The sequence below is a fragment of the Arthrobacter sp. MW3 TE3886 genome (genome assembly GCF_041262145.1).
GTDB lineage: Bacteria > Actinomycetota > Actinomycetes > Actinomycetales > Micrococcaceae > Arthrobacter.
This window is the reverse complement of the sequence record NZ_JBGCAN010000001.1, coordinates 3461730-3488013: the sequence shown is the minus strand read 5'-3', so window position 1 is coordinate 3488013 and position 26284 is coordinate 3461730. Positions and strand designations below refer to the sequence as shown.

Sequence of the window (26284 nt, the reverse complement as noted above, 5' to 3'; positions counted from 1 at the left end):
ATCGCCAGTCTCTCAGGCACGGCCGCCAGTAGCTTGACTCAGCGCGTGGACTGGTTGCGGCACCGCCCATCGACAACCGCATGACCCGCAATGTGTCCCCGCACCCCAAAGTGGAATAGATGCCGGGACCGGGGGTAGCGTCAACGTATGACACCTGGACGTCCCGTACCCCCGCCGCTGGCCAAGCCGCTGCCGGATTCCGCCACCACCGCCGCCACCACGGACAGCTCCGCGCAGACCACCGGCCCCACCCTCGCCGCTGCGTACGGCGCCACCGCACCGGACAGCGGACTTGTTCCCTTGACTGTGTCCCGACGCGCGCCGAAAGCGGACGACGTCGAGATCGCCGTCGAATTCTGCGGACTGTGCCACTCGGACGTGCACGCCACCCGGGGCGAATGGGGCGGCGACACGTACCCGTTGATCCCGGGCCACGAGATTGTCGGCAGGGTCACCCGGCTCGGTTCCGCCGTCGACGACTTCACGGTGGGTGAGCGCGTGGGCGTGGGCTGCATCGTGGACTCCTGCCGCGAGTGCGAGAGCTGCCTGGACGGCCTCGAGCAGTACTGCGAAAAAGCCGCGGTGGGAACCTATGGGGCCAAGGACGCCCGCAACGACGGCGCCATCACCCAGGGCGGCTATGCCACCTCGATCGTGGTGGACCGCCACTATGTCCTGCGGGTGCCGGAGGCCCTGGACCCCGCCGCGGCGGCGCCCCTGCTGTGCGCCGGCATCACCACGTATTCGCCCCTGAACCACTTCGAGGTCGAGGAAGGCGACGTCGTCGGCGTCGTCGGACTGGGCGGCCTCGGCCATATGGCCGTCAAGATCGCCAAGGCCATGGGTGCCGAGGTCAAGGTCTTCACGACGTCGGAGAACAAGTTCGCCGCGGCGCGCGAGTTGGGCGCCGACGACGTCATCCTCTCCACCGACCCGGCCGCGATGGAGGCCGCGAACCGCAGCATCGACGTCATCATCGACACCGTCGCCGCACCTCACGACCTCAACCCCTACTTCCGCACCCTGCGCCTGGACGGCGTGCTGTTCCAGCTGGGCCTGCCCGCCGAAGCGATGCCGCCCGTCAACCCCGGCGCGCTGATCCGGCGCAGGATCGCATATGCGGGTTCGCTGATCGGCGGCATCGCCGAGACCCAGGAGATGCTGGACTTCTGCGCCGAGCACGGCGTGGTGTCCGACGTTGAGGTGGTCGGCGCAGACCAGCTCAACGAAGCCTTCGACCGCATGGTGGCAGGCGACGTGAAGTACCGTTTTGTCCTGGACGTCAGCACGCTGGGGTCCCCGGCAGAAAAGGCGGACGCATGAGCACTCTCTTCACCAAAATCATCAACGGCGAGATCCCCGGCCGCTTCGTCTGGCGCGAGGACGACGTCGTGGCGTTCCTGACCATGGGTCCGCTGGCCGACGGCCACACCCTCGTGGTGCCCACCGAGGAAGTGGACCGCTGGACGGACGCCTCGCCCGAGGTGCTCGGCCGGGTCATGGAAGTTGCCCGCAAGATCGGCGCCGTCCAAGTGGAGGTGTTCGACGCCGCCCGGGCAGGGCTGATCGTGGCCGGCTACGAAATCAACCACATGCACGTCCACGTGTGGCCATCGAACTCGATGGCGGACTTTGATTTCGGTTCGGCGGACCACCACCCGGATCCGGCCAGGCTGGACGCCAACGCGGAGAAGCTCCGCGAAGGCCTCCGCGCGGCCGGCCATGCGGAGCACGTTCCGGCCGCTTAGGTCTCTCCCGGACATTCCCGGCCACCAGAAGCTGGCGCCGGCGCAGCACCCCCAGGGTCTACGCCGGTGCCAGCACCTTGTTCAGCGCCGCCCGGATGCGCTTCTCGGACACCGAATAGGCCGTCCCGAGTTCGACGGCGAAGAGGCTCACCCGCAGTTCCTCGATCATCCAGCGCACGTGGGTTAACTCCGCGCCGGCCCGACGCCCGGGCAGCAGCGCCGACACGGCGTCGTCGTAATCGTCCTCCAGCGCCTGGACAGCGGCCATGTGCTGGGCGTCCCGCTGGACGTTGCCCGGCAGCTTCTCGAGGCGCTTTTCGATCGCCGCGAGGTAGCGGGGCAGCTGGCTGAGCTGGGCGTAGCCCGTGCGTGCCACGAAACCCGGATAGACCAGCTGCTCGAGCTGGCTCTTGACATCGTTGAGCGCGCTGATCAGGGCCAGGCTCGTGGTGCCCTTGAGCTGCTTTTCGATCCTGCGGGTGCTGGCCAGAATGCGTTCGACGACGGCGGTGACCGTGAAGACCGTGTCGATCAGCTCCGCCCGGACACTCTCGTAGAGCGCCTTGAACGATGCCTCGTCCCACGGCAGCCCGGCCGGCGTGAGCTTGTCGATGGCGGCCAGGGCGCAGTCAGCGATCAGCGCCGCCACGGATCCATGCGGGTTCTGGCTGAACGTCAGTTTCTCCGTGTTGTTCAGGTGCTCAAGGACATAGCGGTCCGGCGGCGGCACTTTCAGGGCCAGGAGCCGGATGACCCCGCCGCGCATGGCTTCCTGCTGTTCCGACGGCGTCTGGAACAGCCGCAGCGCCACGGAAGTTCCCTCGTCCACCAGGGCCGGATAGCCGGTGACAGTGTGCCCGCCAACGGTTCCCTGGACCTGGCGTTGGACGGTTCCAAAGGTCCAGTCCTTGAGCCCGGACATTTCGGTGAACCCGCCCGGGGCTGCGGCTGCGGCAGCGGCCAGGGCGGCCGACGGGGATGTGCCGGCCCGCGACGAACGCGCGCCATCCTTGCCGTTCGCCGTGCCCTTCCCGTCCGCGCCGGCTTTACCCCTCGCCGTGCCGTTTCCTCTGGATTGGGGTGCCGTGGTGCCCGGAGTGGCACCGAGGGATTCCGCGATGGCCCGGCGGGTGGCCGGGGCCAGCCGTTCCTGCAGCGCGTTCAGGTCCTTGCCCTCATCGAGCAACTTGCCGCGGGAATCCACCACGCGGAAGCTGACCCGCAAGTGCGACGGCACGGCGTCCCAGTTCCAGGAGCCCGGCGGAATGACCTGTCCGCGGATCCGGCGCAGCACGAGTTCCAGCGACGGTTCGAGCTCGTCCGTGGCGGGATCGAAGTCCGCTTCCAGCGCCGCGACGGCCTGGCGGGCCACGTCCGGGGCCGGAACGAAGTTCTTGCGGATCTGCTTGGGCAGCGACTTGATGAGCGCCGTAACGAGCTCCACACGCTGCCCGGGGATCAGCCAGCGGAACGCGGCGTCGTCGAGCTGGTTCAGGAACAGCACGGGGACCTCGGCGGTGACGCCGTCGGACGGATTCGGCGGCGAACCGGGCGCGACGGGGTGGAACTCGTAGCTCAGCGGCAGCTCGAAGCCCTTGTGAAGCAAGGTCTTGGGGTAGGCCGAATCGTCCAGGGCCGCGGCGTCCTCGCTGATCAGCAGGGACTGGTCGAAGTCGAGCAGCGTGGGATCCTGCTGCCGCGCGTCCTTCCACCACTTGTCGAAGTGCCGCTCCGAGACGACCTCCGCGCCGATCCGGGCGTCGTAGAACTCGAACAGTGTCTCGTCGTCCACCAGGATGTCGCGGCGCCGCATCCGGGCCTCGAGCTCCTCGACTTCGTGGAGCAGTGCGCGGTTGCGGTGGAAAAACTTGTGGTGGGTCTGCCAGTCGCCTTCAACCAGGGCATGGCGAATGAAGAGCTCGCGGCAGAGCTCCGGATCCACCTTGCCGTAGTTGATCCGCCGGCTCGGGATGATGGGCACGCCGTACAGCGTGACCTTTTCGTGGGCCATCACCGCGCCCATCTTCTTGGACCAGTGCGGCTCGCTGTAGCTGCGCTTGACCAGGTCAGGGGCCACCTGTTCGGCCCAGAGCGGATCGAACTTCGCCGCGACGCGGGCCCAAAGCCGGCTCGTCTCCACGAGTTCGGCGGCCATCACGAACGTGGGCGACTTCTTGAACAGGGCCGATCCCGGGAAGATCGCGAAGCGGCTGCCGCGGGCACCGGCGTACTCGCGCTTGCGCTCGTCGAGGATGCCGATGTGGCTCAGCAGCCCCGAGAGCAGGCTGATGTGGATGCCGTCGTGGTTGCCCACGGGATCGGCCAGGCGCTTGTTGTCCAGGCTGATGCCCAGCGGCCGGGCCAGCTGGCGGAGCTGGGCGAACAGGTCCTGCCACTCCCTGACCCGCAGGTAGTTGATGAACTCGGTGCGGCAGAGCCGGCGGAACGCCGTGGAGGACAGTTCCTGCTGTTTCTCCTGCAGGTAGTTCCACAGGTTCAGGTAGCCGGTGAAGTCCGAGTTCTCGTCCCGGAACCGGGCGTGCTTCTCCGCGGCGAGCTGCTGCTTATCCGTCGGGCGCTCGCGCGGGTCCTGGATAGTCAGGGCAGCGGCGAGGATCATGACTTCCCGCACGCAGCCCCGTTTGCCGGACTCCACGATCATCCGGCCGAGCCTCGGGTCCACCGGCAGCTGCGCCAGTTGCTGCCCGACGGCGGTGAGTCCGCCGCCGTTCCTGCCGCCGTTCCGGCCGGCAGCAGCACCGGCAGCTTCCGCGGGACGGCGGCCCGGGCCGCCGTCTGTTGCGTCCTGGGCCCGGGCGGCGCTGAGGGCGCCGAGCTCGCGCAGGAGGCTGACGCCGTCGTTGATGGCGCGCGAATCCGGCGGCTCGACGAACGGGAAGTTCTCCACATCCTTCGGTCCGCGGGCCACGCCCATGGCCGTCATCTGCAGGATGACGGCCGCGAGGTTGGTGCGCAGGATCTCCGGATCCGTGAACAGCGGCCGCGACTCGAAGTCTTCCTCGGAGTACAGCCGGATCGCGATACCGTCGGAAACGCGGCCGCAGCGGCCCGAGCGCTGGTTGGCCGAAGCCTGGGAGACGCGCTCAATCGGCAGGCGCTGGACCTTGGTCCGGTGCGAGTAGCGCGAGATCCGGGCCGTGCCGGTGTCGATCACGTACTTGATGCCGGGGACCGTCAGCGAGGTTTCGGCGACGTTGGTGGCGAGCACGATCCGGCGTTTGCTGCCGGGGTGGAAGACCTTGTGCTGCTCCTGCAGGCTCAGCCGGGCGAAGAGGGGAAGGACCTCGGTGCCGGCCAGGCGCCGGTTGGACTGGATGCGGGCGTTGAGGGCCTCCGCCGCGTCGCGGATTTCGCGCTCGCCGGAGAAAAAGATGAGTACGTCGCCGGGGGCTTCCAGGGCGAGTTCGTCGACGGCGTCGCACACCGCGTCGAGCGGGTCGCGGTCCTCCTCGAGTTCGTCGTCCGAGGCTGAGCCTTCTCCGTCTTCGGCGCCGGCCGCACCGCCTGCGGGCTGGGAGAGCGGCCGGTAGCGGATTTCCACCGGGAAGGTCCGGCCCGAGACTTCGATGATGGGGGAGGGCTCTTCCTCGGTGCCGAAGTGCTTGGCGAAGCGCTCGGGATCGATAGTGGCCGAGGTGATGATGATCTTCAGGTCCGGGCGCTGCGGCAGGATGCGCTTGAGGTAGCCGAGGATGAAGTCGATGTTGAGGCTGCGTTCGTGGGCCTCGTCGATGATGATGGCGTTGTACTTGCGCAGCAGCCTGTCGCGCTGGATCTCCGCCAGCAGGATGCCGTCGGTCATGAGCTTGACCTTGGTGGACCGGCTGACCTCGCCGGTGAAGCGGACCTGGAAACCCACCTCCTGGCCGATCTCGACGCCGAGTTCCTCCGCGATGCGCTCGGCCACGGTGCGGGCCGCGAGCCGGCGGGGCTGGGTGTGGCCGATCAGCCCCGTCTCGCCCAAGCCGAGCTCGAGGCACATTTTGGGGATCTGGGTGGTCTTACCCGAGCCGGTCTCGCCGGCGATGATGGTCACCTGGTTGGCCGCAATGGCGGCCATCAGATCTTCGCGGCGCTCGGAAACCGGTAGCTCGGCGGGGTAGGAAATATGGAATGTCATGGCTGGAGACAGTCTACTGGGGCGGACTGTCCACTGGGGTGGCGACGGCGGATGTCCGGTCTCGCCGCTTAAGTAGAACCTGTGCAGGCCCGGCGCATGTTGAGGGCCCGGCTTGATGAGCCGGGCCCGATGGGCGGGTGGACGAAACGTGCGCGGACTCAGAAGATCCGCAGGGTGTAGTTGACGCTCGGCAGGTCCCGGGCCATCCAGTACTCTTCCGAGCGGACGGGCGGGGTGTGACCGAGGCCGTCCTTCCGCAGGGCGGAAATGGTGGCGGCGAGGCCGGCGATGATCAGGACGATAACGGCGATTCCGAGGAGTTCCATACCTCTATGGTTCTCCGGTCCAGGAACTAAAAAAAGTGGCAGAAATGACCAAAAAGCTATAATTTCTGCCACACTGGAATCATGATCAAATCAGTGGCAATGATCGTGGTTCCCAACTTCTCGATCTTCGAGTTCGCGACCGCGTTCGAGGTCTTTGGCATCGACCGTTCGGACCGCGGAAACGGGGTGCCTGCCTTCGATTTCCGCGTCTGCGCACCCGAACCGGGCGACGTCCCGCTCAAGTCCGGCCTGTCCATGCACGTCGGTCTCGGGCTGGAAGCGGCCGCGGACGCAGACCTGGTGGTGATGGCGCCGTACGGCCGGGACGAGGACGTTCCCGACTCCGTCCTGGAAGCGCTGCGGGCGGCCCATGCCCGGGGCGCCTGGGTGATGTCCATCTGTTCCGGGGCCTTCGCCCTGGCCCGGGCGGGCCTGCTCGATGGCCGGCGATGCACCACGCACTGGCATTACTCCCAGGAGCTGGCCAGTCGATACCCGGCCGTGCTGGTGGATGAAAATGTCCTCTACGTCGAAGACGGCCGGATCATCACGAGTGCCGGCACGGCCGCAGGGATTGATGCCTGCCTGCACCTGGTCCGTGTTGAGTTCGGCGCCAAGGTGGCCGCCGCCATCGCCCGGGACATGGTGGTCCCGCCGCACCGGGACGGCGGCCAGGCCCAGTACATCGACCGGCCCATTCCGCAGTGCGGCTCGGAGCCCATGGAGCAGCTGCTGCAGTGGATGGTCAGGCACCTGGACGAGGAACACGCGGTCAACGAACTGGCGGCCCGGGTCCATATGTCGCCGCGGACGTTTGCGCGGCGCTTCCGCGCGGAAACGGGGGCCACCCCGGCGGCCTGGCTCAATTCCCAGCGTGTGCTCCGCGCCCAGGAGCTGCTGGAGACCACGGAGCTCAATATCGATGAAATCGCGAGGGAATCCGGGTTCGGGCATTCGGTCCTGTTGCGGCACCACTTTACGAAGGCGCTGGACACCAGCCCGCAGTCCTACCGGCGCACGTTCCGGGGGCACCTGGCCACGGCATAGGGGGCGACGGCTAGCCAAAGCCCGGCGGCGCCGACTCCTCGGCCGCGGCCCGGGCGCATTCGACGAGGTCGCGCCACGGGCCCGTCAGCTCACGCTCGGGCAGGACCGCCCGGCGTTGATCGGCCCGGATGCTGTACATGAACCGGTCCGGCTGGCCGGATGTCCCGCTGATCCCGGCGACGTCGTCCCAGGGGCAGGCCTCGATCAGCGGCTGCCACCGGTCCGTGTCCTCGGGCGGCTCGGGCCGGACGGTCCACGTCCTTTTCATTCCGGCCACGCCGCCACTGCGCTGGACAGTAATCTTCATCGGACTCGGACCTTCATAGGACTCGGATCTGCAGGGGCTCGGCTTATCGCCGGGCTCCCGGGAACTTGACCTTCACAGTTTCCCACGCGGAGCGCACGGCGTCATGTTCCTTGGAATCCTCGCCGAAAAGCTCCTTGGCAGAGGCGGCAGTGGCCTTGGCGAAGGCACCGAACGTGGCAGTGGGGGACAGCGTGCCGCCCGTCAGCGTCTCGTACCAGATCTGTGCCGGTGCGTCCCAGGCATTGCCGCCGAGGGCCGTGGCCACCAGGCAGAATGCGCGGTTGGGGATACCGGAGTTGATGTGCACGCCGCCGTTGTCCGCGCTTGTGCGCACGTAGCCGTCCATCGAGTCCGGCTGCGGGTCCTTGCCGAGCACGTCGTCGTCGTATGCCGTTCCGGGAGCCTTCATGGAACGCAAGGCGGCCCCCTGCACCTGGTCGGTGAAGAGGCCTTCGCCGATCAGCCAGCTGGCCTCCGCCGTCGACTGCTTCCGCACATACTGCTCAACGAGGGCCCCGAAGACGTCGGACATCGATTCGTTCAAGGCTCCGGCCTGGTTGCGGTAGACCAGCCCGGCCGAGTACTGGGTCACGCCGTGGGTGAGCTCGTGGCCGATGACGCTCAAGGATTTCGTGAACCGCTCGAAGACCTGCCCGTCACCGTCGCCGAAGACCATTTGCTGGCCGTCCCAGAACGCGTTGTCGTACAGGCGGCCGTAGTGGACCGTGGCATCGAGGTGCAGGCCTTTGCCGTCGATCGAATTGCGTCCGAAGGCCTCGGCGTAGAGGCGGTGGGTGTGCCCCAGCCCGTCATAGGCCTCATCGGCGGCGGGATCGCCGGTGGGCGGTTCGCCTTCTTTGCGGACCACGCTCCCGGGCAACTTCTCGGCGGACTTGGCGTCGTAGACCGTCCGTTCCGGCGGGGACGGCTTGATTTCCCGCAGGCCCGGATGACTGCCGGGCCCGGCCACCGCGCGGGAGGCGTGGAAGCTCGGAACCTGCTGCAGGGCTTCCTTTGCCGCGCGGGCGGCCCTGGAGAGCTCCGGCTCGCGCTGCGCGGCCAACCGGCGGAGCAAGTAGGGCGGAACGATGGAACAGTACACAGTTGAGAAGAACACTTGAGACCCCCTTCATGCTTCGGAGCCGGCAGGGTAGCCCGCCACCGATGAAAACAGCCTACGAGGGGGCACCGACAATCGGCAGGGGAAAAGCCGCTGGATTTCCGCGGTCTTTCGGCGGGATCCAGGGTACAAAAAACCCCGCCGTTTCAATGAAACAGCGGGGATGTGCCGGCGAAGCCGGTATTTTGTGCCCTCGATAGGATTCGAACCTACGACCTTCTGCTCCGGAGGCAGACGCTCTATCCCCTGAGCTACGAGGGCAGTCAGGGTTCCTGCCGTTACCGGCGGGACGTCCTAGAGCTTAGCAGGAAGGTGGCCTCCAACGGAAAATCGGCACTCATTTGTGGAGTCAAGCAGCGTCGGGTGCGTCTTAACCCGGCATGAGATGCGTGACGAATCCGGGAACCGGCCGGCCGCCCCGGAACCGCTCCCTGGCCGGCTCAGCAGCCGCACCGTCACCTCAGCAGCCGCACCGTCACCTCAGTAGCCGGTGAAGGAGTCCACGTGTACCCGGCGGGCGCCCGCACCACGGGCCGCCGCCCGCAGCGAACGCACGCTGGCGGGCGAGCCGGAGACGAAGACTTCCCGGCCGCCGATGTCCGGCACCAGATCCTTGAGGGCCGCCGCGTCAATCCTTCTGGCGCCTGCGTCCTCCATGGTGGCCGGCGGCGCGGAGCCGTCGGCCAGCCGGGCCAGGATGCGCGCCCCGGAGCGCTGCAGCTCCCCGGCGTAGCCCAGTTCGGCGGCACTCTTGGCCAGGTACAGCAGGACAATGTCGCGGTCCCCGGCCGGCGCCCCGGCCAGTTGGGCCATGTAGGGGGTGATCCCGATTCCGGCCGCGATGAGCATCACGGGGGTGGCCAGATCCCGGGGCAGGACGAAATCGCCGCTGACCATGGTGGCGGTCAGTCCGTCTCCCGGTTCGAGGGCCAGCAGCGCGCGCTTGGCTGAGGACACCGGTTCGGCCGTCCCCACCCCGATCGTCAGCAGGGGTGCTCCGGGTGCGCTGGTCAGGCTGAACACGCGCCGGATTCCCTTGCCATCACCCTTGCCGGGGGCCTTCCCATCGCCCTTGGCGGCGCGAGTGCCGCCGGCCGTGGCCGGGGGCAGGTGCAGCTCCAGGGCCTGTCCGGGAGCGAAGCGCACCGGACGCTCCGGGCGGAAGCTGAATTCCGTCGTCGTGGGCGTCAGCGGACGGCTCGCGACGAACCTCAGCCGGACCCCGCCCCGCTGTCCTAAGGCGAAGGCAAGCACGTTGCCCGCGAGCAGCGCCAGCTCGGGGGAGTTGGCCACGAACCCCAGGTTGTACGGGACGGCAAACAGCACCCCGACGACGGCGGCCAGCGCCAGTTGCTGCCAGCGCCGCGGGGGCAGGGTGAGGGGCTCGGTGAGCATGAACCCGACGAAGAACAGCACCGGACGCTGCGCGAACGTCTGCCACAGGGCCTCGGGAAGCTCCATTCCGGCCCGGAGCAGATCCGCGGCCACGATGGACACGGCAACCACGGTGAAGACGGCGGCCATGGCGAACTTCCGGGTCCGGTAGAGCACCAGCAGTACCCCCGGCAGCACAAGCCAGAGCATGGCCGGCGTCGCGGCCCACCACGTGGCAATGTTGAGCCCGGTCAGCCCGGCGAGGAACGCGCCGGCCGCGGCCGGATTGAAGATGTGCCGGCCACGCCAGGCCAGCGCGTACTTCGAGGCCGAGGCCAGGACGCAGGCAAGGGCGACGCCGGCGAGTTCCGCCAGCTGGGGGCCCTGGGTCAGCTCGCTGGGCCAAAAAAGCTCGCTCGGCCAAAAAAGGAAGTACAGCAGCAGGCCGGTGATGAGCGAGGATTCCGTGTGCGGCCGCACATGGAACAGCGCGCCCAGCCCCTGGCTGGAGGCGTACGTCAGGCCAAGGCACAAGGCCAGGTGGGCCAGCATTTCCGGCAGCCCGAACGTCAGCCAGCCCAGCACATTGAGCAGCAGGCTGTAGCCGGCCAGGACGGCCAGGACCCACAGCACCAGCCGGTACATCGTGAGCCGGCCCAAGGCGGTGTCCAGCCTCGAGCCGAGTGCGGCGGTGGTGACGGCAGTCATGAGAACAGGGCCCCTTCGAAGTCGGCTGAATATTCCGCGTGCCCGTCCGCATAAACCGTGAGCCAGGCGAACTCGAACTCCTGCTCCAGCCGCGGACCGTCGACAAAGAACAACGCAGTGGCCAGCGCATCGGCCACCATCGCGGTCCCGGCCATGGCCCAGCTGGCCACGACGGTACGCACCGGCGCTCCCGTGGTGCCGTCCAGGACATGATGGAACCCGTCGCCCCAGGCCCGCCGGTTCGCGGCGGAACCGCACAGGGCGCCGGCCCCCAGCTGGACGGTGCCGATGGCCCGGGTGGGATCGTAGGGATGCTCAAGGGCAACCGCCACAGGATCCGGCCCCGGATTCAGCAGGTCCCCGCTGGCATCGATGAAATGCTCGGCGCAGCCGCCGTCCCGGAGCCGGGCGGAGAGCAGGTCGGCCAGCTGCCCCTTTCCGGCCGCGCCGACGTCGATCACCACCGGAGACGTGGTTGTCAGCGCGGCGCCCTGCCAGTCCAGCACATCCTCCCACCGCGGCGCGGGAAGCGGCGCACCGCCCGGGCTCAGGGTGTAGGCGGCGTCGTAGCCCAGGCGCTCCAGGCTCCCGCCGATGAGCGGGGTCATCGCACCCTCGGTGAGCCGGTACAGGGTGCCGTACAGCTCGCCCAGGGCGGCCGCTTCGGCGGGCAGCTCAATGCGGCCGGGCGTCCGGGCTGCGTCGGCAATGCGCGAATCGGGACGGAACCGGGACCACGCGGCGTCGTACTCCTCCACCGCGGCGAGCAGGCCACGGCGGTGCCCGTCGGAGAGGCGGGACGGGGTGGAAATCTCCCAGCGGGTCCCGATCCCGTCAAAGCTGAAGTGCGCCCAGCCCGGATGCGCCACGATTCCTCTGTTCCCTGCTCCCTGTTCTCTGTTCTCTGTTCCCTATTCCCTCGTTGCGCTATTGGGCCTGTGACTTGATCTTCGCCACGGCCTGGTTGAAGCCGCCACTGGTCAGCGAGGATCCGGCCACTTTGGAAACCTTGATTTCGTCGAGCTTCTTGCCAACAACCTGGGACTGGATGCCGCCGGCGAACTCGCCCTGGAACTTTCGGGTGTTCGGATTCGAGGGGTGCTGCGTGATCTTCACGTCGGACACGGCACCGCCGGCCAGGGTCAGCTCCACGCCCACGGTCTCGGTGCCGTTGGGGGAGGTGTAGTTCCCGTCAGCGCTGTACGTGCCGTCTTTGTAGGAGCCGGTACCGGCAGCGGACTCGGATGCCGGGGGCGCGCCCTGGGCGGCCGGGGCCTGCGCAGAAGGGGCGCAGCCGGCCGCGGTTCCGGCCACGGAGAGGCCGGCAATGCCGACGAGGACGCTTTTGCGGAAGGCGGTATTCATGCGGGACTCGATTCTGTGCGGGGATCGGACAGCGAACGAACAGCGGACAATGCGGCGGCATGACAGGGTTGCAGACGTTGAATTCAGGGTAACGGTTCACCCTGGGCGCGGGGCATTGGCGTCCCTGGGTCTTCCCGGAACCGGCCCCCGCCGTCATGCCGGGCGCCAGATTCCGCCACACTCCGGGCCCACCGGTAGGCTAGAAGTGTGACCCCAGAAGAACTCTCCCTCGCCATATCCGCCTGCCTGAAGGACGCCGTCGCCGCCGGTGACATAGCCCTCTCCGCGGCTGACATCCCGGATGAGGTGCGCGTGGAGCGCCCCAAGAACAGGGACCACGGGGACTGGGCCACCAACGTCGCCCTCCAGCTGGCCAAAACGGCGGGCACCAACCCGCGGGAGTTCGCGTCCGTCCTGAGCGCCCGGCTCAAGACGATCGACGGCGTGTCCGCGGTGGACATCGCCGGCCCCGGCTTCCTGAACATCACCGTGGACGCCGCTGCCGCCGGTGCGCTCGCCAAGGCGATCGTCGAGGCCGGCGCGGACTACGGCACCAACACCGCGCTCGCCGGGCACGTGGTCAACATGGAGTTCGTCTCGGCCAACCCGACCGGCCCGCTGCACATCGGCCACACCCGCTGGGCGGCCCTCGGCGACGCGATCGCCCGCGTCCTCCGGGCCTCCGGTGCCGACGTCACTGCCGAGTACTACATCAACGACGCCGGGTCCCAGATGAACGTGTTCGCGAACTCCGTGTTCGCCAGGCTCCACGGCCAGGACGTGCCCCAGGGCGGCTACCCGGGCCAGTACATCGCGGACCTCGGCCACGAGGTGCTCACCGAGCATCCGGACATCCGCGAACTCACCGAAGTGGCGGCCCTGCCGGTGATCCGGGGCGCCGCCTACAAGGCGCAGATGCATGACATCAAGCAGACGCTGGCCGAGTTTGGCGTCGACTTCGATGTCTACTTCTCCGAGCAGGAGCTCCACGACGCCGGCGCGATCGAAGACGCCGTCGCCCGCCTGCGCGAACAGGGCCACGTGTTCGACGACGGCGGCGCAGTCTGGCTGCGCACCACCGACTTCGGCGATGACAAGGACCGCGTGATGGTCCGCGCCAACGGCGAGCCCACCTACTTCGCTGCCGACGCCGCCTACTATCTGTCCAAGAAGGACCGCGGCTACACCGAGAAGATCTACCTCCTCGGCGCCGACCACCACGGCTACATCAACCGGCTCAAGGCCATCGCGGCAGCCGCCGGGGACGACCCCGAGGTCAATATCGAGGTCCTGATCGGCCAGCTGGTCTCCGTCAACGGCGCCAAGCTGTCCAAGCGCGCCGGCAACATCATCGAGCTCAAGGACCTCATCTCCTGGCTCGGCAAGGACGCCGTCCGGTACTCGCTGGCCCGGTTCCCCGCCGATTCGCCGCTGACCCTGGACCCGGAGCTGCTGAAAAAGCACAGCAACGAAAACCCGGTGTTCTACGTCCAGTACGCCCACGCCCGCTCCCGCGGCGCCGCCCGCAATGCCGTGGCCGCCGGCGTGGAGCGCCGAGTGGACGGCAAGGACAGCTTCAACGCCGCCCTGCTGGACCACGCCACCGAAAACGAGCTGCTCTCGCACCTGGGCAGTTATCCCTCGATCGTGGCCAAGGCCGCCGAGCTGCGCGAGCCGCACCGCGTGGCCCGCCACCTCGAAGTCATCGCCGGCGCCTACCACCGCTGGTACGACGCCTGCCGCGTGGCCCCCCAGGGCGAGGAACCCATCACCGACACCAACCGCACCAGGCTGTGGCTCAACGACGCCACCAGCCAGGTGCTGGCCAACGGACTGGAACTGCTGGGCGTCTCGGCGCCGGAACGGATGTAACCGCCATGACCGCAAATTCAGGACAGCCGGCCGAGGCACGCAACACCGGTAACGCAGGCTCACCGCTCGCACCGGACTGGCTTGAGGTTCCCGCCGACCTCAATGCCCTCCACGAGCCGCTGTGGGCCGGCGGCGTGGCGCGCAACGACGACGGCGAGCTCACCATCGAGGGGCTGACGGTCAGCGAGCTGCAGCGCCAGTACGGCACGCCGCTGTTCGTGCTGAGCGAGACCGACTTCCGGGCCCGGGCCCGGGCGTTCAGCGACGCCTTCAACGACGCCTTCGCGGATATTTGCGGGGGAGTGGACGTCTACTACGCCGGCAAGTCCTTCCTGTGCACCTCCGTGGTCCGGTGGGTCGAGGAAGAGGGGCTGCGCCTGGACACGGCGTCCGGCGGCGAACTCGCCGTGGCGTTCCGCGCCGGCATCCCCGGCGCCGACGTCGCCCTGCACGGGAACAACAAGTCCGACGGCGAAATCCACCGGGCCCTGGACATGCAGCTGGGCCGGATCGTGGTGGACAGCCTTGACGAGCTCGAACGCGTCGCGGCAATCGCCGCCAACCGGGGCGACACCGCCCGGGTGATGCTGCGGCTGACCCCCGGAGTGCACGCCCACACCCACGAGTTCATCGCCACCGCCCACGAGGACCAGAAGTTCGGCCTGTCCATGGCCGGGGACTCCACGGACCAGGCCGGACTGTCCGCCGCAGAGGAAGCCGTGGCCGCGGCCACCGGGCACGCCAGCATCGAACTGCTGGGCCTGCACTGCCACATCGGCTCGCAGATTTTCGAACCCGACGGCTTCGCCCTCGCCGCTGAGAGGCTGCTGGACTTCCTGGCCGCGATGCAGTCGAAGTACTCCATCGTGCTGCCCGAACTTGACCTCGGCGGCGGCTACGGCATTGCCTACACCCCCGTGGACACCCCGCGCCCGGCCGCCGAGATCGCGCAGGCGATGGCCGCCGTCGTCCGTTCCAAATGCGCTGCCCTCGGCATAACCGCCCCCCGGATTTCGATCGAACCGGGCCGCGCGATCGTCGGAAGCACCACCTTCACGCTGTATGAGGTCGGCACGCTCAAGACCGTCCGGGTGGATGCGCCGGGCGCCGGGGCCGCCACTGCTGGTGCCGTGGCCGGCAACGACGGAGCCGGGGACGTTACGCACCCCCGCCGCTATGTGTCGGTGGACGGCGGGATGAGCGACAACCCCCGGCCGGTGCTGTACGACGCGGATTATTCGGCGATTCTCGCCTCGCGGAGCTCCGACGCCGCGCCGCAGCTGTCCCGAGTGGTGGGCAAACATTGCGAGAGCGGCGACATAGTTGTTAGAGATGTATATCTGCCCGAGGACGTGGCAGCCGGTGATCTGCTTGCTGTACCGGGGACCGGCGCCTACTGCTGGGCCCTGTCAAGCAACTACAACTATCTGGCCCGGCCGGGCGTTATCGCTGTCAGCGACGGATCTGCCCGGCTCATTGTCCGCGGGGAAACCGAAGAAGATTTGCTCAACCGCGACATGGGAGTCTGAATGTCTGAATTGCGAACCCTGAAAGTGGCCCTGCTGGGCTGTGGCAACGTTGGGGCCCAGGTTGCGCGGATTCTCATTGACGACGCCGACGCCCTCGCCGCGCGCACGGGCGCCCGCCTGGAACTGCAGGGCATCGCGGTGCGCAACCTCGATGCCGAGCGCGACGTCGAGCTGCCGAAGGAGCTGTTCACCACTGACGCCGAAGTCCTCGTCAAGGACGCCGACGTCGTCATTGAACTCATGGGCGGCATCGAGCCGGCCCGGACCCTGATCCTGACCGCCATGCGGCACGGTGCCTGTGTTGTCAGCGGCAACAAGGCGCTCCTGGCCCAGGACGGCCCCACACTCTACGAGGAAGCGGACAAGGCCGGGGTGCAGCTGTCCTACGAGGCAGCCGTGGCCGGCGCCATCCCCATCCTGCGGCCCATCCGTGACAGCCTGTCCGGCGACCGGATCACCCGGGTGCTCGGGATTGTCAACGGCACCACCAACTTCATCCTCGACCAGATGGACTCCACCGGCGCCCAGTTCGCCGATGCGCTGGCCGAGGCGCAGCGCCTGGGCTACGCGGAGGCCGACCCCACGGCCGACATCGAAGGCTACGACGCCGCCGCCAAGGCCGCGATCCTCGCGTCACTGTCCTTCCACACGCGGTTTGCCCTCGAAGACGTCTCGTGCGAGGGCATCACGTCGGTCACCGCGGCGGACATCGCCGCCGCCAAGGAGGCCGGCTTTGTCATCAAGCTGCTGGCCATTGCGGAAAAACTGGTGGATGAGGACGGCCAGACCGGCGTCTCGGTCCGCGTCCACCCCACGCTGCTGCCCCGCGAGCACCCCCTCGCCGCCGTCCGCGGTGCGTTCAACGCCGTCTTCATCGAAGCCGAGAACGCCGGTGAGCTCATGTTCTACGGCCAGGGCGCCGGCGGCACCCCGACGGCGTCCGCCGTGCTGGGCGACCTCGTCTCCGCGGCCCGCCGCATTGTCCTGGGCGGACCCGGCCGGACCGAAACCACCACCGGGCACGTGCCATCGCTGCCCATCGACGCGGCCGTCACCAGCTACTACATCGGACTCGACGTCGCGGACCAGCCCGGCGTCCTTGCCCGGATCGCGCAGCTCTTCGCGGAGCACGGCGTGTCCATCGAAATCATGCGGCAGACCATACACCGCGACGCCGACTCCAACGTGGAGTCGGCCGAGCTGCGGATCGTGACACACCGTGCACGCGAAGCCGCACTTGCAGCAACCGTCGAGGCCGTCAGGCGCCTCGACGTCATCAATTCCGTCACATCCGTACTCCGGGTAGAAGGAGTCTAAGTGGCTCACCAATGGCGCGGTGTCATCCGCGAATACGCTGACCGTCTTCCTGTCACGGAGGCGACCAAGGTCATCAGCCTGGGCGAGGGCGGCACCCCGCTCGTGCACGCCCGCCACCTCTCCGAGCTGACCGGCAGCACCGTCTACCTCAAGGTCGAAGGCATGAACCCCACCGGTTCCTTCAAGGACCGCGGCATGACCATGGCCATGACGGCCGCGGTGGCCGCCGGCGCCAAGGCCGTGGTCTGCGCCTCCACCGGCAATACCTCTGCCTCCGCCGCGGCCTACGCCACGGCGGCCGGGCTGCAGTGCGCGGTGCTGGTCCCGGAGGGCAAGATCTCCATGGGCAAGCTCAGCCAGGCAGTCGCGCACGGAGCCACGCTGCTGCAGGTGGACGGCAACTTCGACGACTGCCTCGACATCGCCCGCAAGCTCGGCGAGTCCTACCCGGTGTTCCTGGTCAACTCCGTCAACCCGGCCCGGATCGAAGGCCAGAAGACCGGTGCCTTCGAAGTGGTGGATTCGCTGGGCGACGCCCCCGACTTCCACGTGCTCCCGGTCGGCAACGCCGGCAACATCAGCGCGTACTGGAAGGGCTACAAGGAATACGCCGCGGCGTATGAGTCGCCCACCGCCGGTCCGCTGCCCGCCGTGTCCACCAAGACACCCGTCATGTGGGGTTTCCAGGCCGCCGGGGCGGCACCCTTCGTGGCAGGCCACCCGATCACCGAGCCCGACACCATTGCCACCGCCATCCGGATCGGCAACCCGGCCTCCTGGGACACCGCCGTGGCGGCCCGGGATGAATCCGGCGGCGTGATCGAGGCCGTCACGGACGAGGAAATCCTGTCCGCGCACCGGTGGCTCTCCGCCCGGGAAGGCGTCTTCGTGGAGCCCGGCTCCGCTGCCGGCGTCGCCGGGCTGATCAAGAAGCACGCGGCCGGGGAAGTGCCGGCCGGTAAGACGATCGTGATCACGGTGACCGGTCACGGCCTCAAGGACCCGCAGTGGGCCCTGCGCACCGAGGACGGCAGCGACGTGCAGCCGGTCAAGGTCTCCAACGACGTCGTCACCGTCGCCGCAGCACTGGGACTGGAAGAAAAATAACGTTGGAAACAACCCTCACTGTCCCCGCCGAATCAGCTGCCGGCTCCCCGGCCGTTCCGGCGGGCCAGCTGGTCACCGTGCGGGTCCCGGCAACGAGCGCCAACCTGGGCCCCGGGTACGACAGCCTCGGCCTAGCCCTCTCGCTGCACGACACGCTGACCGTGGAAACCCTGGCCAGCGGTGAACTTGAATTCGAGCTCAGTGGCGAGGGTGCCGAGTCCCTGCCCCGGGATGCGACGCACCTCGTGGTCAAGGCCCTCACCGAGGCCCTGCACCGCCTCGGGTTCCGGCACGAAGGCCTGCGGATCACGGCGGACAACGTCAACCCGCACGGACGGGGCCTGGGATCCTCGGCCTCGGCCGTGGTGGCGGCCGTCAGCGCAGCGAATGCCCTGGTCCCGGAGGCCGCCCGGCGTGGCCGCGACTGGATCCTGCAGCTCACCAGCGAAATGGAAGGCCACCCGGACAACGTTGCACCCGCCATTTTCGGCGGACTGGCGCTGTCATGGCAGGACAGTGACCAGTACAGCAGCACGTGCGCGTCCGTGGCCGCCTCGGTGATCCCGGTGGTCGCCGTGCCGGACTACGAGCTCTCCACTGAGGCCGCCCGGGCCCTTTTGCCCGCCTCCGTGGGCCACCATGCCGCGGCCATGAACTCCGGGCGCGCGGCCCTGCTGATCCATGCCCTGACCGCCGCCCCGGAATTCCTGCTGCCCGGCACCGAGGACTACCTGCACCAGAGCTACCGCGCCCAGGCCATGCGGCCCAGCGCGGAACTGATCGGGGCGCTGCGCCGGGCAGGGCACGCCGCCGTCGTATCCGGCGCCGGGCCCACCGTGCTGGTCCTGGCCAACGGCGAAGCGGAAGCCGGTGAGGTTGTGGACTTCATCGGCGCCCACACCGCGGGCAACACGCCGGAAGTGGGCTGGCGTGTGATGAAGCTGGCCGTAGACGTCGAAGGTGCTAAAGTGGAAGTGCACCGGCGGTAAATACGCAGGCGGTAAATTTAGTAACCGTTGTAAGACCGCGATGTTGGCCACGTAGCCTCTCTCATCTTTCACTGCGCAATATTTTCCGGTGCCACCTGCTTTCGGTCTGACGCAGGAATCAGCAGAATTGATCTGCCCCCTGAAACTCAGCCCGCCGTTCCTCATTCTCGGATCGTGCATGGTGAAGCAATATCCGGCCCTGCTGGCCGAAATCCATCCGGCAAGGCCGAAATCCCGGCTGCAGATCTGAACTGCAGCCCAGATCAAATCACCGCGTCCAGCTCCTAGCCTGGACGCCGTCGAGGGGGAAGGATCCTTCGTGACCGAAACCACTGAGCTGTCTCCGGCTGTGGATACATCTTCTGCTGCCGAATCAACGGCAGCACCCGCCAAGAGCAGCGGCCTTGCAGGCCTTAAGCTCGCCCAGCTCCAGGCCCTCGCCAGCCAACTGGGCATTTCCGGCGGTTCCCGCATGCGCAAGGGTGATCTGGTCACAGCCATTTCCGCCCACCGCGCAGGCACTCCGGTAAGCAAGGCTCCGGCCCGCGCTGCCGAAAAGGCGAGCGACAACGGCACTGTTTCCCACGCAGCCGCCCCGGCAGCTGCGCCCGCAACGGCGCCCGCCGCCGATGAGGCCCCGGCCCAGGAAAGCCCGCGTGCACGCCGTGGCCGCAGCCGCCGTGCAGGCAGTGACGGCGTCGTCACGGCGCCCGTCGTCGAGGCACCCGCCGCCGCCCCGGCTGAAGCCCCCGCGGTTTCCACCGACTCCGGCGCCTCCGCCCCTGCCGAATCCGGTTCTGCCGTTTCCGGGACCGAAGGCAGCGACCGCACGAGGCAGCCGCGCACCCGCAACCGCCGCCGCGGCGAAGCCGCTGCCCAGGCCACCGAGACCGGCCAGACCGCCGTCGAGGCCCAGGCCGAACAGCCCGCCGCCGAGCAGCGCACCGAACAGCGTGAACAGCGCACTGAACAGCGTGAACAGCGCACTGAACAGCGTGAACAGCGCGAACAGCGCGAGCCGGGCAGCGAAGACGGCCAGCGCCGCGACACCCGCACCCGTGGCGGCCGCGACGAGTCCGCCGGCACCCGCGACAACACCCGCGACAGCGATGATTCTGACGGCGGAAGCCGCCGGAACCGCCGCAACCGTCGTGACCGCAACGACCGCGGTGACCGCCAGGGCCAGCAGGACAGCCGCGACAACTCCTCGCGCAACGACCGCTTCCGCGACCGCAACGACCGCCGCCGCGGGCGCCAGCAGGGACCCGACGTCGACGACGTCGAGGTCACCGAGGACGATGTCCTGCTGCCGGTCGCCGGTATCCTCGACGTGCTCGAGAACTACGCGTTCATCCGCACCTCCGGTTACCTGCCGGGCCCGAACGACGTCTACGTCTCGCTCGCCCAGGTCAAGAAGTACAACCTGCGCAAGGGCGATGCCTGCGTCGGCGCCATCCGTGCCCCGCGCGAAGGCGAGGACCGCAGCCAGCAGTCCGCCCGCCAGAAGTTCAACGCCCTGGTCCGCGTCACCTCGGTGAACGGCAAGACGCCGGAAGAGCTCAAGGACCGCGTCGAGTTCGCGAAGCTCGTCCCGCTGTACCCCTCCGAGCGCCTGCGCCTCGAGACGGACCCGAAGAAGATCGGCCCGCGCGTCATCGACCTCGTCGCCCCGATCGGCAAGGGCCAGCGCGGTCTGATCGTTTCGCCGCCGAAGGCCGGCAAGACGCTCATCCTGCAGTCCATCGCCAACGCCATCACCACCAACAATCCTGAGGTCCACCTCATGATGGTGCTCGTTGACGAACGTCCCGAAGAAGTCACGGACATGCAGCGCACCGTCAAGGGCGAGGTCATTGCCTCCACCTTCGACCGTCCCGCCGACGACCACACCACCGTGGCCGAGCTTTCCATCGAGCGCGCCAAGCGCCTCGTGGAAATGGGCATGGACGTTGTGGTGCTCCTGGACTCCATGACCCGCCTGGGCCGCGCCTACAACCTGGCAGCACCGGCCTCCGGCCGCATCCTGTCCGGTGGCGTGGACTCCGCCGCGCTGTACCCGCCGAAGCGCTTCTTCGGTGCAGCCCGCAACATCGAGAACGGCGGCTCGCTGACCATCCTGGCCACCGCGCTCGTCGAGACCGGTTCCAAGATGGACGAGGTCATCTTCGAAGAGTTCAAGGGCACCGGCAACATGGAACTGCGTCTGTCCCGCCAGCTCGCGGACAAGCGCATCTTCCCGGCCGTGGACGTCAACGCGTCCGGTACCCGCCGTGAGGAAAACCTGCTTTCCCCCGAGGAAGTCAAGATCATGTGGAAGCTGCGCCGCGTCCTGTCCGGACTCGAAACGCAGCAGAGCCTTGAGCTGCTGACCAACAAGATCCGGGAGACCCAGAGCAACGTCGAGTTCCTCATGCAGGTGCAGAAGACGACGCTTGGTGCGAAGTCCGATAACGACAAGTAGCTGACGTAGGGGCGGGGAGTGGATTCCTCGCGTGGTTCGCCGCGCGGGTTGTCCGCCCCCGCCCCTTCGCGTGGAGCAACGCGGGGTCACCTACGGCCCATCAGGGCCGTTGGAATGGGCGGTAAGTGACCCCGCGTTGCAGTAACTAGACTTGAGAGAGTCGAAAGAGGTTTGAAAATGTTTGAGTCCGTACAGGGCCTGTTGGATGAGCACGACTCGATCCAGGCCCAGCTGGGGGATCCTGCTGTCTACGCTGACCAGCGGCTGGCCCGGAAGCTGGGGCGGCGCTCTGCCCAGCTGAACGGCATTGTGGAGGCCTACCACCGCTGGGAAAGCATCCGCGATGACCTGGCCGCTGCCAAGGAAATGGCGGACGAGGACCCCGAGTTCGCGGCCGAAGTGCCTGAGCTGGAGGCCGCGCTGGAGACGGCGGCGGCCAAGCTGCGCCGGCTGCTGATCCCGCGCGACCCGGACGACTCCCGCAACGTGATCCTCGAGGTCAAGGGCGGCGAGGGCGGCGACGAGGCGGCCCTGTTCGCCGCGGACCTGCTGCGGATGTACAGCCGTTACGCGGAATCCCGCGGCTGGAAGACCGAGATCATCTCCGCCACCGAATCGGACCTCGGCGGCTACAAGGACGTCCAGATGGCCGTCAAGGGCAGCTCGAACGATCCGGCTGAAGGCGTGTACGCCCGGCTCAAGTTCGAAGGCGGCGTGCACCGGGTCCAGCGTGTCCCCGTCACCGAATCCCAGGGGCGCATCCACACCTCGGCCGCCGGCGTGCTGGTGCTGCCTGAAGTGGACGAGCCCGAGGAACTCGAGATCAACCAGAACGATCTCAAGATCGACGTCTACCGCTCCTCGGGTCCCGGCGGGCAGTCGGTCAACACCACCGACTCCGCCGTGCGCATCACCCACCTTCCCACCGGAATCGTCGTCGCCATGCAGAACGAGAAGTCGCAGCTGCAGAACCGTGAGGCCGGCATGCGCGTGCTGCGGGCCCGCATCCTGGCGCACCAGCAGGAGCTGATCGACGCCGAAAACTCGGCGCAGCGCAAGTCGCAGATCCGCACCATGGACCGCTCCGAGCGTATCCGCACCTACAACTACCCGGAAAACCGGATCGCGGACCACCGCACCGGCTACAAGGCCTACAACCTGGACCAGGTCATGAACGGCGACCTCGAACCGGTGATCCAGTCGGCCATCGAACTGGACGAGCAGTCCCGGCTCGACGCCATCGGCGAATAGGCGCGGGCCTCTGGTGATGACTGCAGGTGATGGTCCGAGCCTCGCGGCGGCGGTCAGCGAGGCGACGGCGGTCCTCGCGGCGGCCGGCGTGCCCAGCCCGCGCGTGGACGCCGAGCTCCTGGCCGGGCACCTGCTCGGCGTCGGGCCCGGCCGGCTGCGCGCGCTGATGCTCGGCGACTCGCCGGCGCCGGAGGGCTACGCCGACCTCGTCGCCGAACGGGCGCAGCGGATCCCGCTGCAGCACATCACGGGCGTCGCGCACTTCCGCTACCTCGAACTCGCCGTCGGTCCCGGCGTGTTCATCCCGAGGCCGGAGACCGAATCCGTGGTGCAGCTGGTGCTGGACTGGCTCAAGGGCAGGGACGGCCTGGCGCACCCCAAGGTCGTGGACCTGGGCACCGGATCCGGGGCGATCGCAGGCTCGATCGCCCACGAGGTTCCCGGCGCGGAAGTCCACGCGGTCGAGTACAGCGAATTCGCACATGCCTGGGCCGCGAAAAACTTGGCTCCCCTGGGTGTCCACCTCATCCGCGGCGACCTGCGCGACGCGCTGGGCGATCACAACGGCACGTTCGACGTCGTCGTCTCCAACCCGCCCTACATTCCCGCCGAAGCGATCCCGAACGAACCCGAAGTGGCGCTGCACGACCCGCCCGAGGCGCTGTACGGCGGGGGAGCGGACGGGATGGAACTTCCGACGGCGGCGGCAGCCTCCGCTGCCCGCCTGCTGGTCCCCGGCGGTTACTTCGTGATGGAGCACGCCGAGGTCCAGTCGGAATGGATCGCCGCGATGCTCAACCGCACCGGGGTGTTCGCCGACGTAACAACGCACCGGGACCTCAACGGCAAGGACCGGGCCACCAGCGCCGTCCTGGCACCGTTGGAGCCGGGCCCTGCGAAAAACCGTGTGACAAGTGATGAAAGAATGGGCCAGTGACGACTAGCTACGATTGCACGGCAGCCGAGGAGCGCGCTGCGGGACTTGAGCACGCCCAGCGGGCCATCCGGGAGAACAAGTGCGTGGTCTTTCCCACGGACACGGTCTACGGCATTGCCGCCGACGCCTTTTCACCGCTCGCCGTGACCCTGCTGCTCGCGTCCAAGGGCCGGAGCCGGAAGATGCCGCCGCCCGTGCTGATCCCCAGGCTGAACGCCCTCGATGGCCTGGCCACGGACGTTCCGGCCGAGGCGCGGCGGCTGGCCGAGGCATTCTGGCCCGGCGGCCTGACCCTGATCCTGCATGCCCAGCCGTCTTTGGACTGGGATCTCGGCGAGACCAAGGGCACGGTCGCCCTGCGGATCCCGGCCGACGAGATCGCCCAGGACCTGTTGACGCTCACCGGGCCCCTCGCGGTGTCCTCCGCGAACCGCACCGGGCACGCAGCGGCGCAGACCGCGGCGGACGCCGAGGCCCAGCTGGCGGAATCCGTGGAGGTTTACCTTGAGGGCGGGCCCCGGCCCGCCGGCGGCGCCGAGGCCCTCGCCTCGACCATCGTCGACGCGACGTCGCTGCCTTTGCGCGTCGTCCGGCAGGGAGCCATCAGCCTCGAACGCCTGCGCGGCGTGGTGCCCGGCGTCCTGGACGTCGACGGCAACGCCCATGATGCTGCGGAAGCCGTGGAGCCTGCTGTGGAGCCCGACGCTGCGCCGGGCGACGCTGCGCCGGAGCCCGGTTCCGCATGACGCTGGAGCGCCAGCGCGTCCCTTTCCTCGAGGTTGAAGCGACCCCCGTGACGGTGTCCGAGCTGACCGCGGTCCTCAGCACCTTCATGGCCGAGGGCCGGACCCGGATCGTGGTGGGGCACAACCTGCACAGCGTGACGCTGCTGCACTCCGATCCCGCCTTCCGCTCTTTCTACGAGCGCAGCGACGTGGTCCTGATCGACGGCGCACCGGTGCTCTGGCTCTGGGCGAAGACCGGCGAAGAGGACGACGGCCGGGAACCGGTGATGGACTACCGGCTGGGGTCGACGGACTGGATTCCCGCGCTCGGCAATGTCGCGGGCTTGGAGCGCATTGCGGTCATCGGCGCAGGCGCCGTGGCCAACGCCGGCGCCGTGGCCAGGCTGCAGGAGATCGTCCCCGGGGCGCGGGTCGACGGCATGCCCGGCGAAGGCTGGAACAAGGACGTTGAGGAAGCCGCGGTCGAATGGCTGAACCGGCTGCGCCCGCAGCTTGTGCTGCTGGGCCTCGGGATGCCGCTGCAGGAACAGGTCCTGGCACGCCGGCTTGCCGCGCTTCCGCCGGCCGTCTACTGCGCCGTCGGCGGCGCCATCGAGCAGATTGCCGGGGTGCAGAAACTGGCGCCGCGCTGGATTGGCCGGCTCGGGCTCGAGTGGGCCTGGCGGCTCCTGCTCCACCCGCAGCGGGTGGCCTACCGGGTGTTCGGTGAGCCCTGGGTGCTGCTGGGCCTGCTGCTTCGCCGGCGCCTGCGCCGGCAGCCCTAGGCTGCCGGCGGCCGGCGGCGGTTAGAACTTCTGGTCCTCCAGCGGGCCGAAGCCCTTGCCGCGGAGCCCGGCGGAAAAGGCACGGAACCAGTCAGCGAGCCCGCGGAAGTCGCCGCTGCGCAGGAAGTAGCCGAGGTAGCCGCCCACATCCGCGATGAAGGACTTGACCCGGAAGTGGCGGCGGATCATGTACCCGCGGTTCCGGTAGTAGAAGTAGCGCTTGAACGCGGAATCCGGAACAATCACGTGCCACCGCGCGCCGAAGACGTGCTTGGTCTCAGAGAAGGCGTGCGGGTGCGTGATGGCGGCGGTGGTCACCGTGCCGAAGCGGATCCCGGCCTTCCTGAGCCTGAGCGTGAAATCCACTTCGTCGCCCCGGATGAAAAGGCGCATGTCCGGCAGGCCGACTTTGAAGAAGACATCGGAACGGATCAGGGCGCCGTTGAAGAAGTGCCCGTCGTCGGGCAGGAAGCCGACCTTTTCCACTTCCGCGCGCTCATGCGTGACCTTGCCGCCCAGGCGGAAGAAAAAGGACAGCTGGTCCGGGTGGCCGGGGGCCACCACGAGGGGCACGACGGCGTCCAGGTCACGGTCCTGCGCCTCACGGAGCAACGTGGCAAGGCAGCCGGGATCTGCCGGTTCGGCGTCGTCGTCCATCATCCAGATCCAGTCGGCCCCGCTGGCCACGGCCTTGAGGATGGCCAACGAGAATCCGCCGGCGCCGCCGAGGTTTGCCTCGGAGCGGACATAGTCCACGTTGGCGTGCTGGCCGGCAACCTCCTTCGAGGGCACGGTGCCACTGTCGACGAGGCAAATTGACTGCACTGGAGCGGTCTGGTTGTTGATGGCGTCCAGCAGGACCGCCAGCTCCCTGGGACGGTCAAACGTCACGGCAGCGACTGCAACCGAGGGGGTCATCGCGGGTCCTTTCAGCACGACCGTCAGTGGTTTTCCCGCCGGCAGAGGGCCGTGTGACGCGAAGACAGGTGGCCGTTGGCATTAGTATCTTGACTAGAGTCCACTGTAATACAGCCCTGTCAGGCACTACGCACTGCCTGCCCTGCGCACGGCGACGGAGAAGTTTCATTTTTCGAAAGACAGTTCCACGGCAATTGAATCCACCCCATTTCCGCAGCTCACCGGCGCGTCCGGTGCTGCGGGAGGTGCCGGCGTGT

General features: G+C 68.2%; 22 protein-coding genes and 1 tRNA gene. 14 read left to right on the top strand and 9 right to left on the bottom strand.

Going from position 1 to position 26284, the window contains the following annotated elements; all coding sequences use genetic code 11:
• Positions 1-147 precede the first annotated feature (147 nt).
• Together ABH915_RS15840 and ABH915_RS15835 are read left to right on the top strand one after the other, a co-directional pair.
• Positions 148-1323 carry an NAD(P)-dependent alcohol dehydrogenase gene (locus ABH915_RS15840; RefSeq protein WP_370123034.1) on the top strand — a complete coding sequence of 392 codons (1176 nt, stop codon included), beginning with the start codon at positions 148-150 and terminating at the stop codon, positions 1321-1323.
• Complete coding sequence (locus ABH915_RS15835; RefSeq protein ID WP_370123032.1) at positions 1320-1748, top strand: HIT family protein; 429 nt, start codon at positions 1320-1322, stop codon at positions 1746-1748. The genes ABH915_RS15840 and ABH915_RS15835 overlap by 4 nt, the downstream gene beginning before the upstream one ends.
• Before the next feature lie 58 nt (positions 1749-1806).
• On the opposite strand, the gene hrpA is transcribed toward ABH915_RS15835, so the two are convergent.
• Together hrpA and ABH915_RS15825 are read right to left on the bottom strand one after the other, a co-directional pair.
• A complete protein-coding gene (gene hrpA, locus ABH915_RS15830; RefSeq protein WP_370123029.1) occupies positions 1807-5889 on the bottom strand; it encodes an ATP-dependent RNA helicase HrpA in 4083 nt (1360 codons plus the stop codon).
• 158 nt (positions 5890-6047) lie between these two features.
• Complete coding sequence (locus ABH915_RS15825; protein ID WP_018775683.1) at positions 6048-6215, bottom strand: hypothetical protein; 168 nt, start codon at positions 6213-6215, stop codon at positions 6048-6050.
• A gap of 81 nt (positions 6216-6296) precedes the next feature.
• Between ABH915_RS15825 and ABH915_RS15820 the strand changes: the two genes are divergently transcribed.
• Positions 6297-7262 (top strand): GlxA family transcriptional regulator, encoded by a 966-nt coding sequence (locus ABH915_RS15820; protein ID WP_370123026.1) that lies wholly within the window; start codon positions 6297-6299, stop codon positions 7260-7262.
• A gap of 10 nt (positions 7263-7272) precedes the next feature.
• On the opposite strand, the gene ABH915_RS15815 is transcribed toward ABH915_RS15820, so the two are convergent.
• The 6 genes from ABH915_RS15815 to ABH915_RS15790 all read right to left on the bottom strand — a co-directional run bounded on the left by ABH915_RS15815 (position 7273) and on the right by ABH915_RS15790 (position 12136).
• Complete coding sequence (locus tag ABH915_RS15815; RefSeq protein ID WP_018775685.1) at positions 7273-7569, bottom strand: protealysin inhibitor emfourin; 297 nt, start codon at positions 7567-7569, stop codon at positions 7273-7275.
• A 43-nt stretch (positions 7570-7612) separates the two neighbouring features.
• The gene (locus tag ABH915_RS15810) at positions 7613-8686 is read right to left on the bottom strand and encodes a M4 family metallopeptidase (RefSeq protein WP_370123022.1); all 1074 of its coding nucleotides are present in this window, start codon (positions 8684-8686) and stop codon (positions 7613-7615) included.
• Between the two features lie 191 nt (positions 8687-8877).
• A tRNA-Arg gene (locus ABH915_RS15805) sits at positions 8878-8950 on the bottom strand.
• Positions 8951-9169: 219 nt separating this feature from the next.
• Positions 9170-10771: an FAD-dependent oxidoreductase gene (locus ABH915_RS15800; RefSeq protein ID WP_370123019.1), complete on the bottom strand. Its 1602-nt coding sequence runs from the start codon at positions 10769-10771 to the stop codon at positions 9170-9172.
• Positions 10768-11640 (bottom strand): FAD:protein FMN transferase, encoded by an 873-nt coding sequence (locus tag ABH915_RS15795; RefSeq protein ID WP_370123016.1) that lies wholly within the window; start codon positions 11638-11640, stop codon positions 10768-10770. The genes ABH915_RS15800 and ABH915_RS15795 overlap by 4 nt, the downstream gene beginning before the upstream one ends.
• Before the next feature lie 58 nt (positions 11641-11698).
• Positions 11699-12136, bottom strand: a complete 438-nt coding sequence (locus tag ABH915_RS15790) for a hypothetical protein (RefSeq protein WP_018775690.1) — start codon at positions 12134-12136, stop codon at positions 11699-11701.
• Between the two features lie 207 nt (positions 12137-12343).
• Here ABH915_RS15790 and argS point away from each other — a divergent pair, with 207 nt between their 5' ends.
• The 11 genes from argS to ABH915_RS15735 all read left to right on the top strand — a co-directional run bounded on the left by argS (position 12344) and on the right by ABH915_RS15735 (position 25109).
• A complete protein-coding gene (gene argS / locus ABH915_RS15785) occupies positions 12344-14008 on the top strand; it encodes an arginine--tRNA ligase (protein WP_026539632.1) in 1665 nt (554 codons plus the stop codon).
• A gap of 5 nt (positions 14009-14013) precedes the next feature.
• A complete protein-coding gene (gene lysA / locus ABH915_RS15780) occupies positions 14014-15537 on the top strand; it encodes a diaminopimelate decarboxylase (RefSeq protein WP_370123012.1) in 1524 nt (507 codons plus the stop codon).
• Positions 15538-16854 (top strand): homoserine dehydrogenase, encoded by a 1317-nt coding sequence (locus ABH915_RS15775; RefSeq protein ID WP_370123009.1) that lies wholly within the window; start codon positions 15538-15540, stop codon positions 16852-16854. It abuts the gene before it with no gap.
• A complete protein-coding gene (gene thrC / locus ABH915_RS15770) occupies positions 16855-17961 on the top strand; it encodes a threonine synthase (RefSeq protein WP_026539629.1) in 1107 nt (368 codons plus the stop codon).
• A gap of 2 nt (positions 17962-17963) precedes the next feature.
• Positions 17964-18950 carry a homoserine kinase gene (thrB, locus tag ABH915_RS15765; protein ID WP_026539628.1) on the top strand — a complete coding sequence of 329 codons (987 nt, stop codon included), beginning with the start codon at positions 17964-17966 and terminating at the stop codon, positions 18948-18950.
• 88 nt (positions 18951-19038) lie between these two features.
• Positions 19039-19200, top strand: coding sequence for a hypothetical protein (locus ABH915_RS15760; RefSeq protein ID WP_155846932.1), 162 nt, complete (start codon positions 19039-19041; stop codon positions 19198-19200).
• A 69-nt stretch (positions 19201-19269) separates the two neighbouring features.
• Positions 19270-21411, top strand: a complete 2142-nt coding sequence (gene rho, locus ABH915_RS15755) for a transcription termination factor Rho (RefSeq protein ID WP_370123004.1) — start codon at positions 19270-19272, stop codon at positions 21409-21411.
• A 177-nt stretch (positions 21412-21588) separates the two neighbouring features.
• The gene (gene prfA / locus ABH915_RS15750; protein WP_026539626.1) at positions 21589-22662 is read left to right on the top strand and encodes a peptide chain release factor 1; all 1074 of its coding nucleotides are present in this window, start codon (positions 21589-21591) and stop codon (positions 22660-22662) included.
• A gap of 16 nt (positions 22663-22678) precedes the next feature.
• The gene (prmC, locus tag ABH915_RS15745) at positions 22679-23599 is read left to right on the top strand and encodes a peptide chain release factor N(5)-glutamine methyltransferase (protein WP_370123000.1); all 921 of its coding nucleotides are present in this window, start codon (positions 22679-22681) and stop codon (positions 23597-23599) included.
• Positions 23596-24345 (top strand): L-threonylcarbamoyladenylate synthase, encoded by a 750-nt coding sequence (locus ABH915_RS15740; RefSeq protein ID WP_370122997.1) that lies wholly within the window; start codon positions 23596-23598, stop codon positions 24343-24345. The genes prmC and ABH915_RS15740 overlap by 4 nt, the downstream gene beginning before the upstream one ends.
• On the top strand, positions 24342-25109 hold the full coding sequence (locus ABH915_RS15735; RefSeq protein WP_370122994.1) for a WecB/TagA/CpsF family glycosyltransferase: 768 nt from the start codon (positions 24342-24344) through the stop codon (positions 25107-25109). The genes ABH915_RS15740 and ABH915_RS15735 overlap by 4 nt, the downstream gene beginning before the upstream one ends.
• Before the next feature lie 21 nt (positions 25110-25130).
• Here ABH915_RS15735 and ABH915_RS15730 read toward each other — a convergent pair whose 3' ends face one another.
• The gene (locus ABH915_RS15730; protein ID WP_370122992.1) at positions 25131-26027 is read right to left on the bottom strand and encodes a glycosyltransferase; all 897 of its coding nucleotides are present in this window, start codon (positions 26025-26027) and stop codon (positions 25131-25133) included.
• Positions 26028-26284: the final 257 nt, after the last annotated feature.

Excerpts from the sequence above, each read along its gene's own strand:
- ABH915_RS15840 (WP_370123034.1), top strand. The coding sequence starts at position 148 with ATGACACCTGGACGTCCCGTACCCCCGCCGCTGGCCAAGCCGCTGCCG.
- ABH915_RS15835 (WP_370123032.1), top strand. The coding sequence starts at position 1,320 with ATGAGCACTCTCTTCACCAAAATCATCAACGGCGAGATCCCCGGCCGC.
- hrpA (WP_370123029.1), bottom strand. The coding sequence starts at position 5,889 with ATGACATTCCATATTTCCTACCCCGCCGAGCTACCGGTTTCCGAGCGC.
- ABH915_RS15825 (WP_018775683.1), bottom strand. The coding sequence starts at position 6,215 with ATGGAACTCCTCGGAATCGCCGTTATCGTCCTGATCATCGCCGGCCTC.
- ABH915_RS15820 (WP_370123026.1), top strand. The coding sequence starts at position 6,297 with ATGATCAAATCAGTGGCAATGATCGTGGTTCCCAACTTCTCGATCTTC.
- ABH915_RS15815 (WP_018775685.1), bottom strand. The coding sequence starts at position 7,569 with ATGAAGATTACTGTCCAGCGCAGTGGCGGCGTGGCCGGAATGAAAAGG.
- ABH915_RS15800 (WP_370123019.1), bottom strand. The coding sequence starts at position 10,771 with ATGACTGCCGTCACCACCGCCGCACTCGGCTCGAGGCTGGACACCGCC.
- ABH915_RS15790 (WP_018775690.1), bottom strand. The coding sequence starts at position 12,136 with ATGAATACCGCCTTCCGCAAAAGCGTCCTCGTCGGCATTGCCGGCCTC.
- lysA (WP_370123012.1), top strand. The coding sequence starts at position 14,014 with ATGACCGCAAATTCAGGACAGCCGGCCGAGGCACGCAACACCGGTAAC.
- ABH915_RS15775 (WP_370123009.1), top strand. The coding sequence starts at position 15,538 with ATGTCTGAATTGCGAACCCTGAAAGTGGCCCTGCTGGGCTGTGGCAAC.
- prfA (WP_026539626.1), top strand. The coding sequence starts at position 21,589 with ATGTTTGAGTCCGTACAGGGCCTGTTGGATGAGCACGACTCGATCCAG.
- prmC (WP_370123000.1), top strand. The coding sequence starts at position 22,679 with ATGACTGCAGGTGATGGTCCGAGCCTCGCGGCGGCGGTCAGCGAGGCG.
- ABH915_RS15735 (WP_370122994.1), top strand. The coding sequence starts at position 24,342 with ATGACGCTGGAGCGCCAGCGCGTCCCTTTCCTCGAGGTTGAAGCGACC.
- ABH915_RS15730 (WP_370122992.1), bottom strand. The coding sequence starts at position 26,027 with ATGACCCCCTCGGTTGCAGTCGCTGCCGTGACGTTTGACCGTCCCAGG.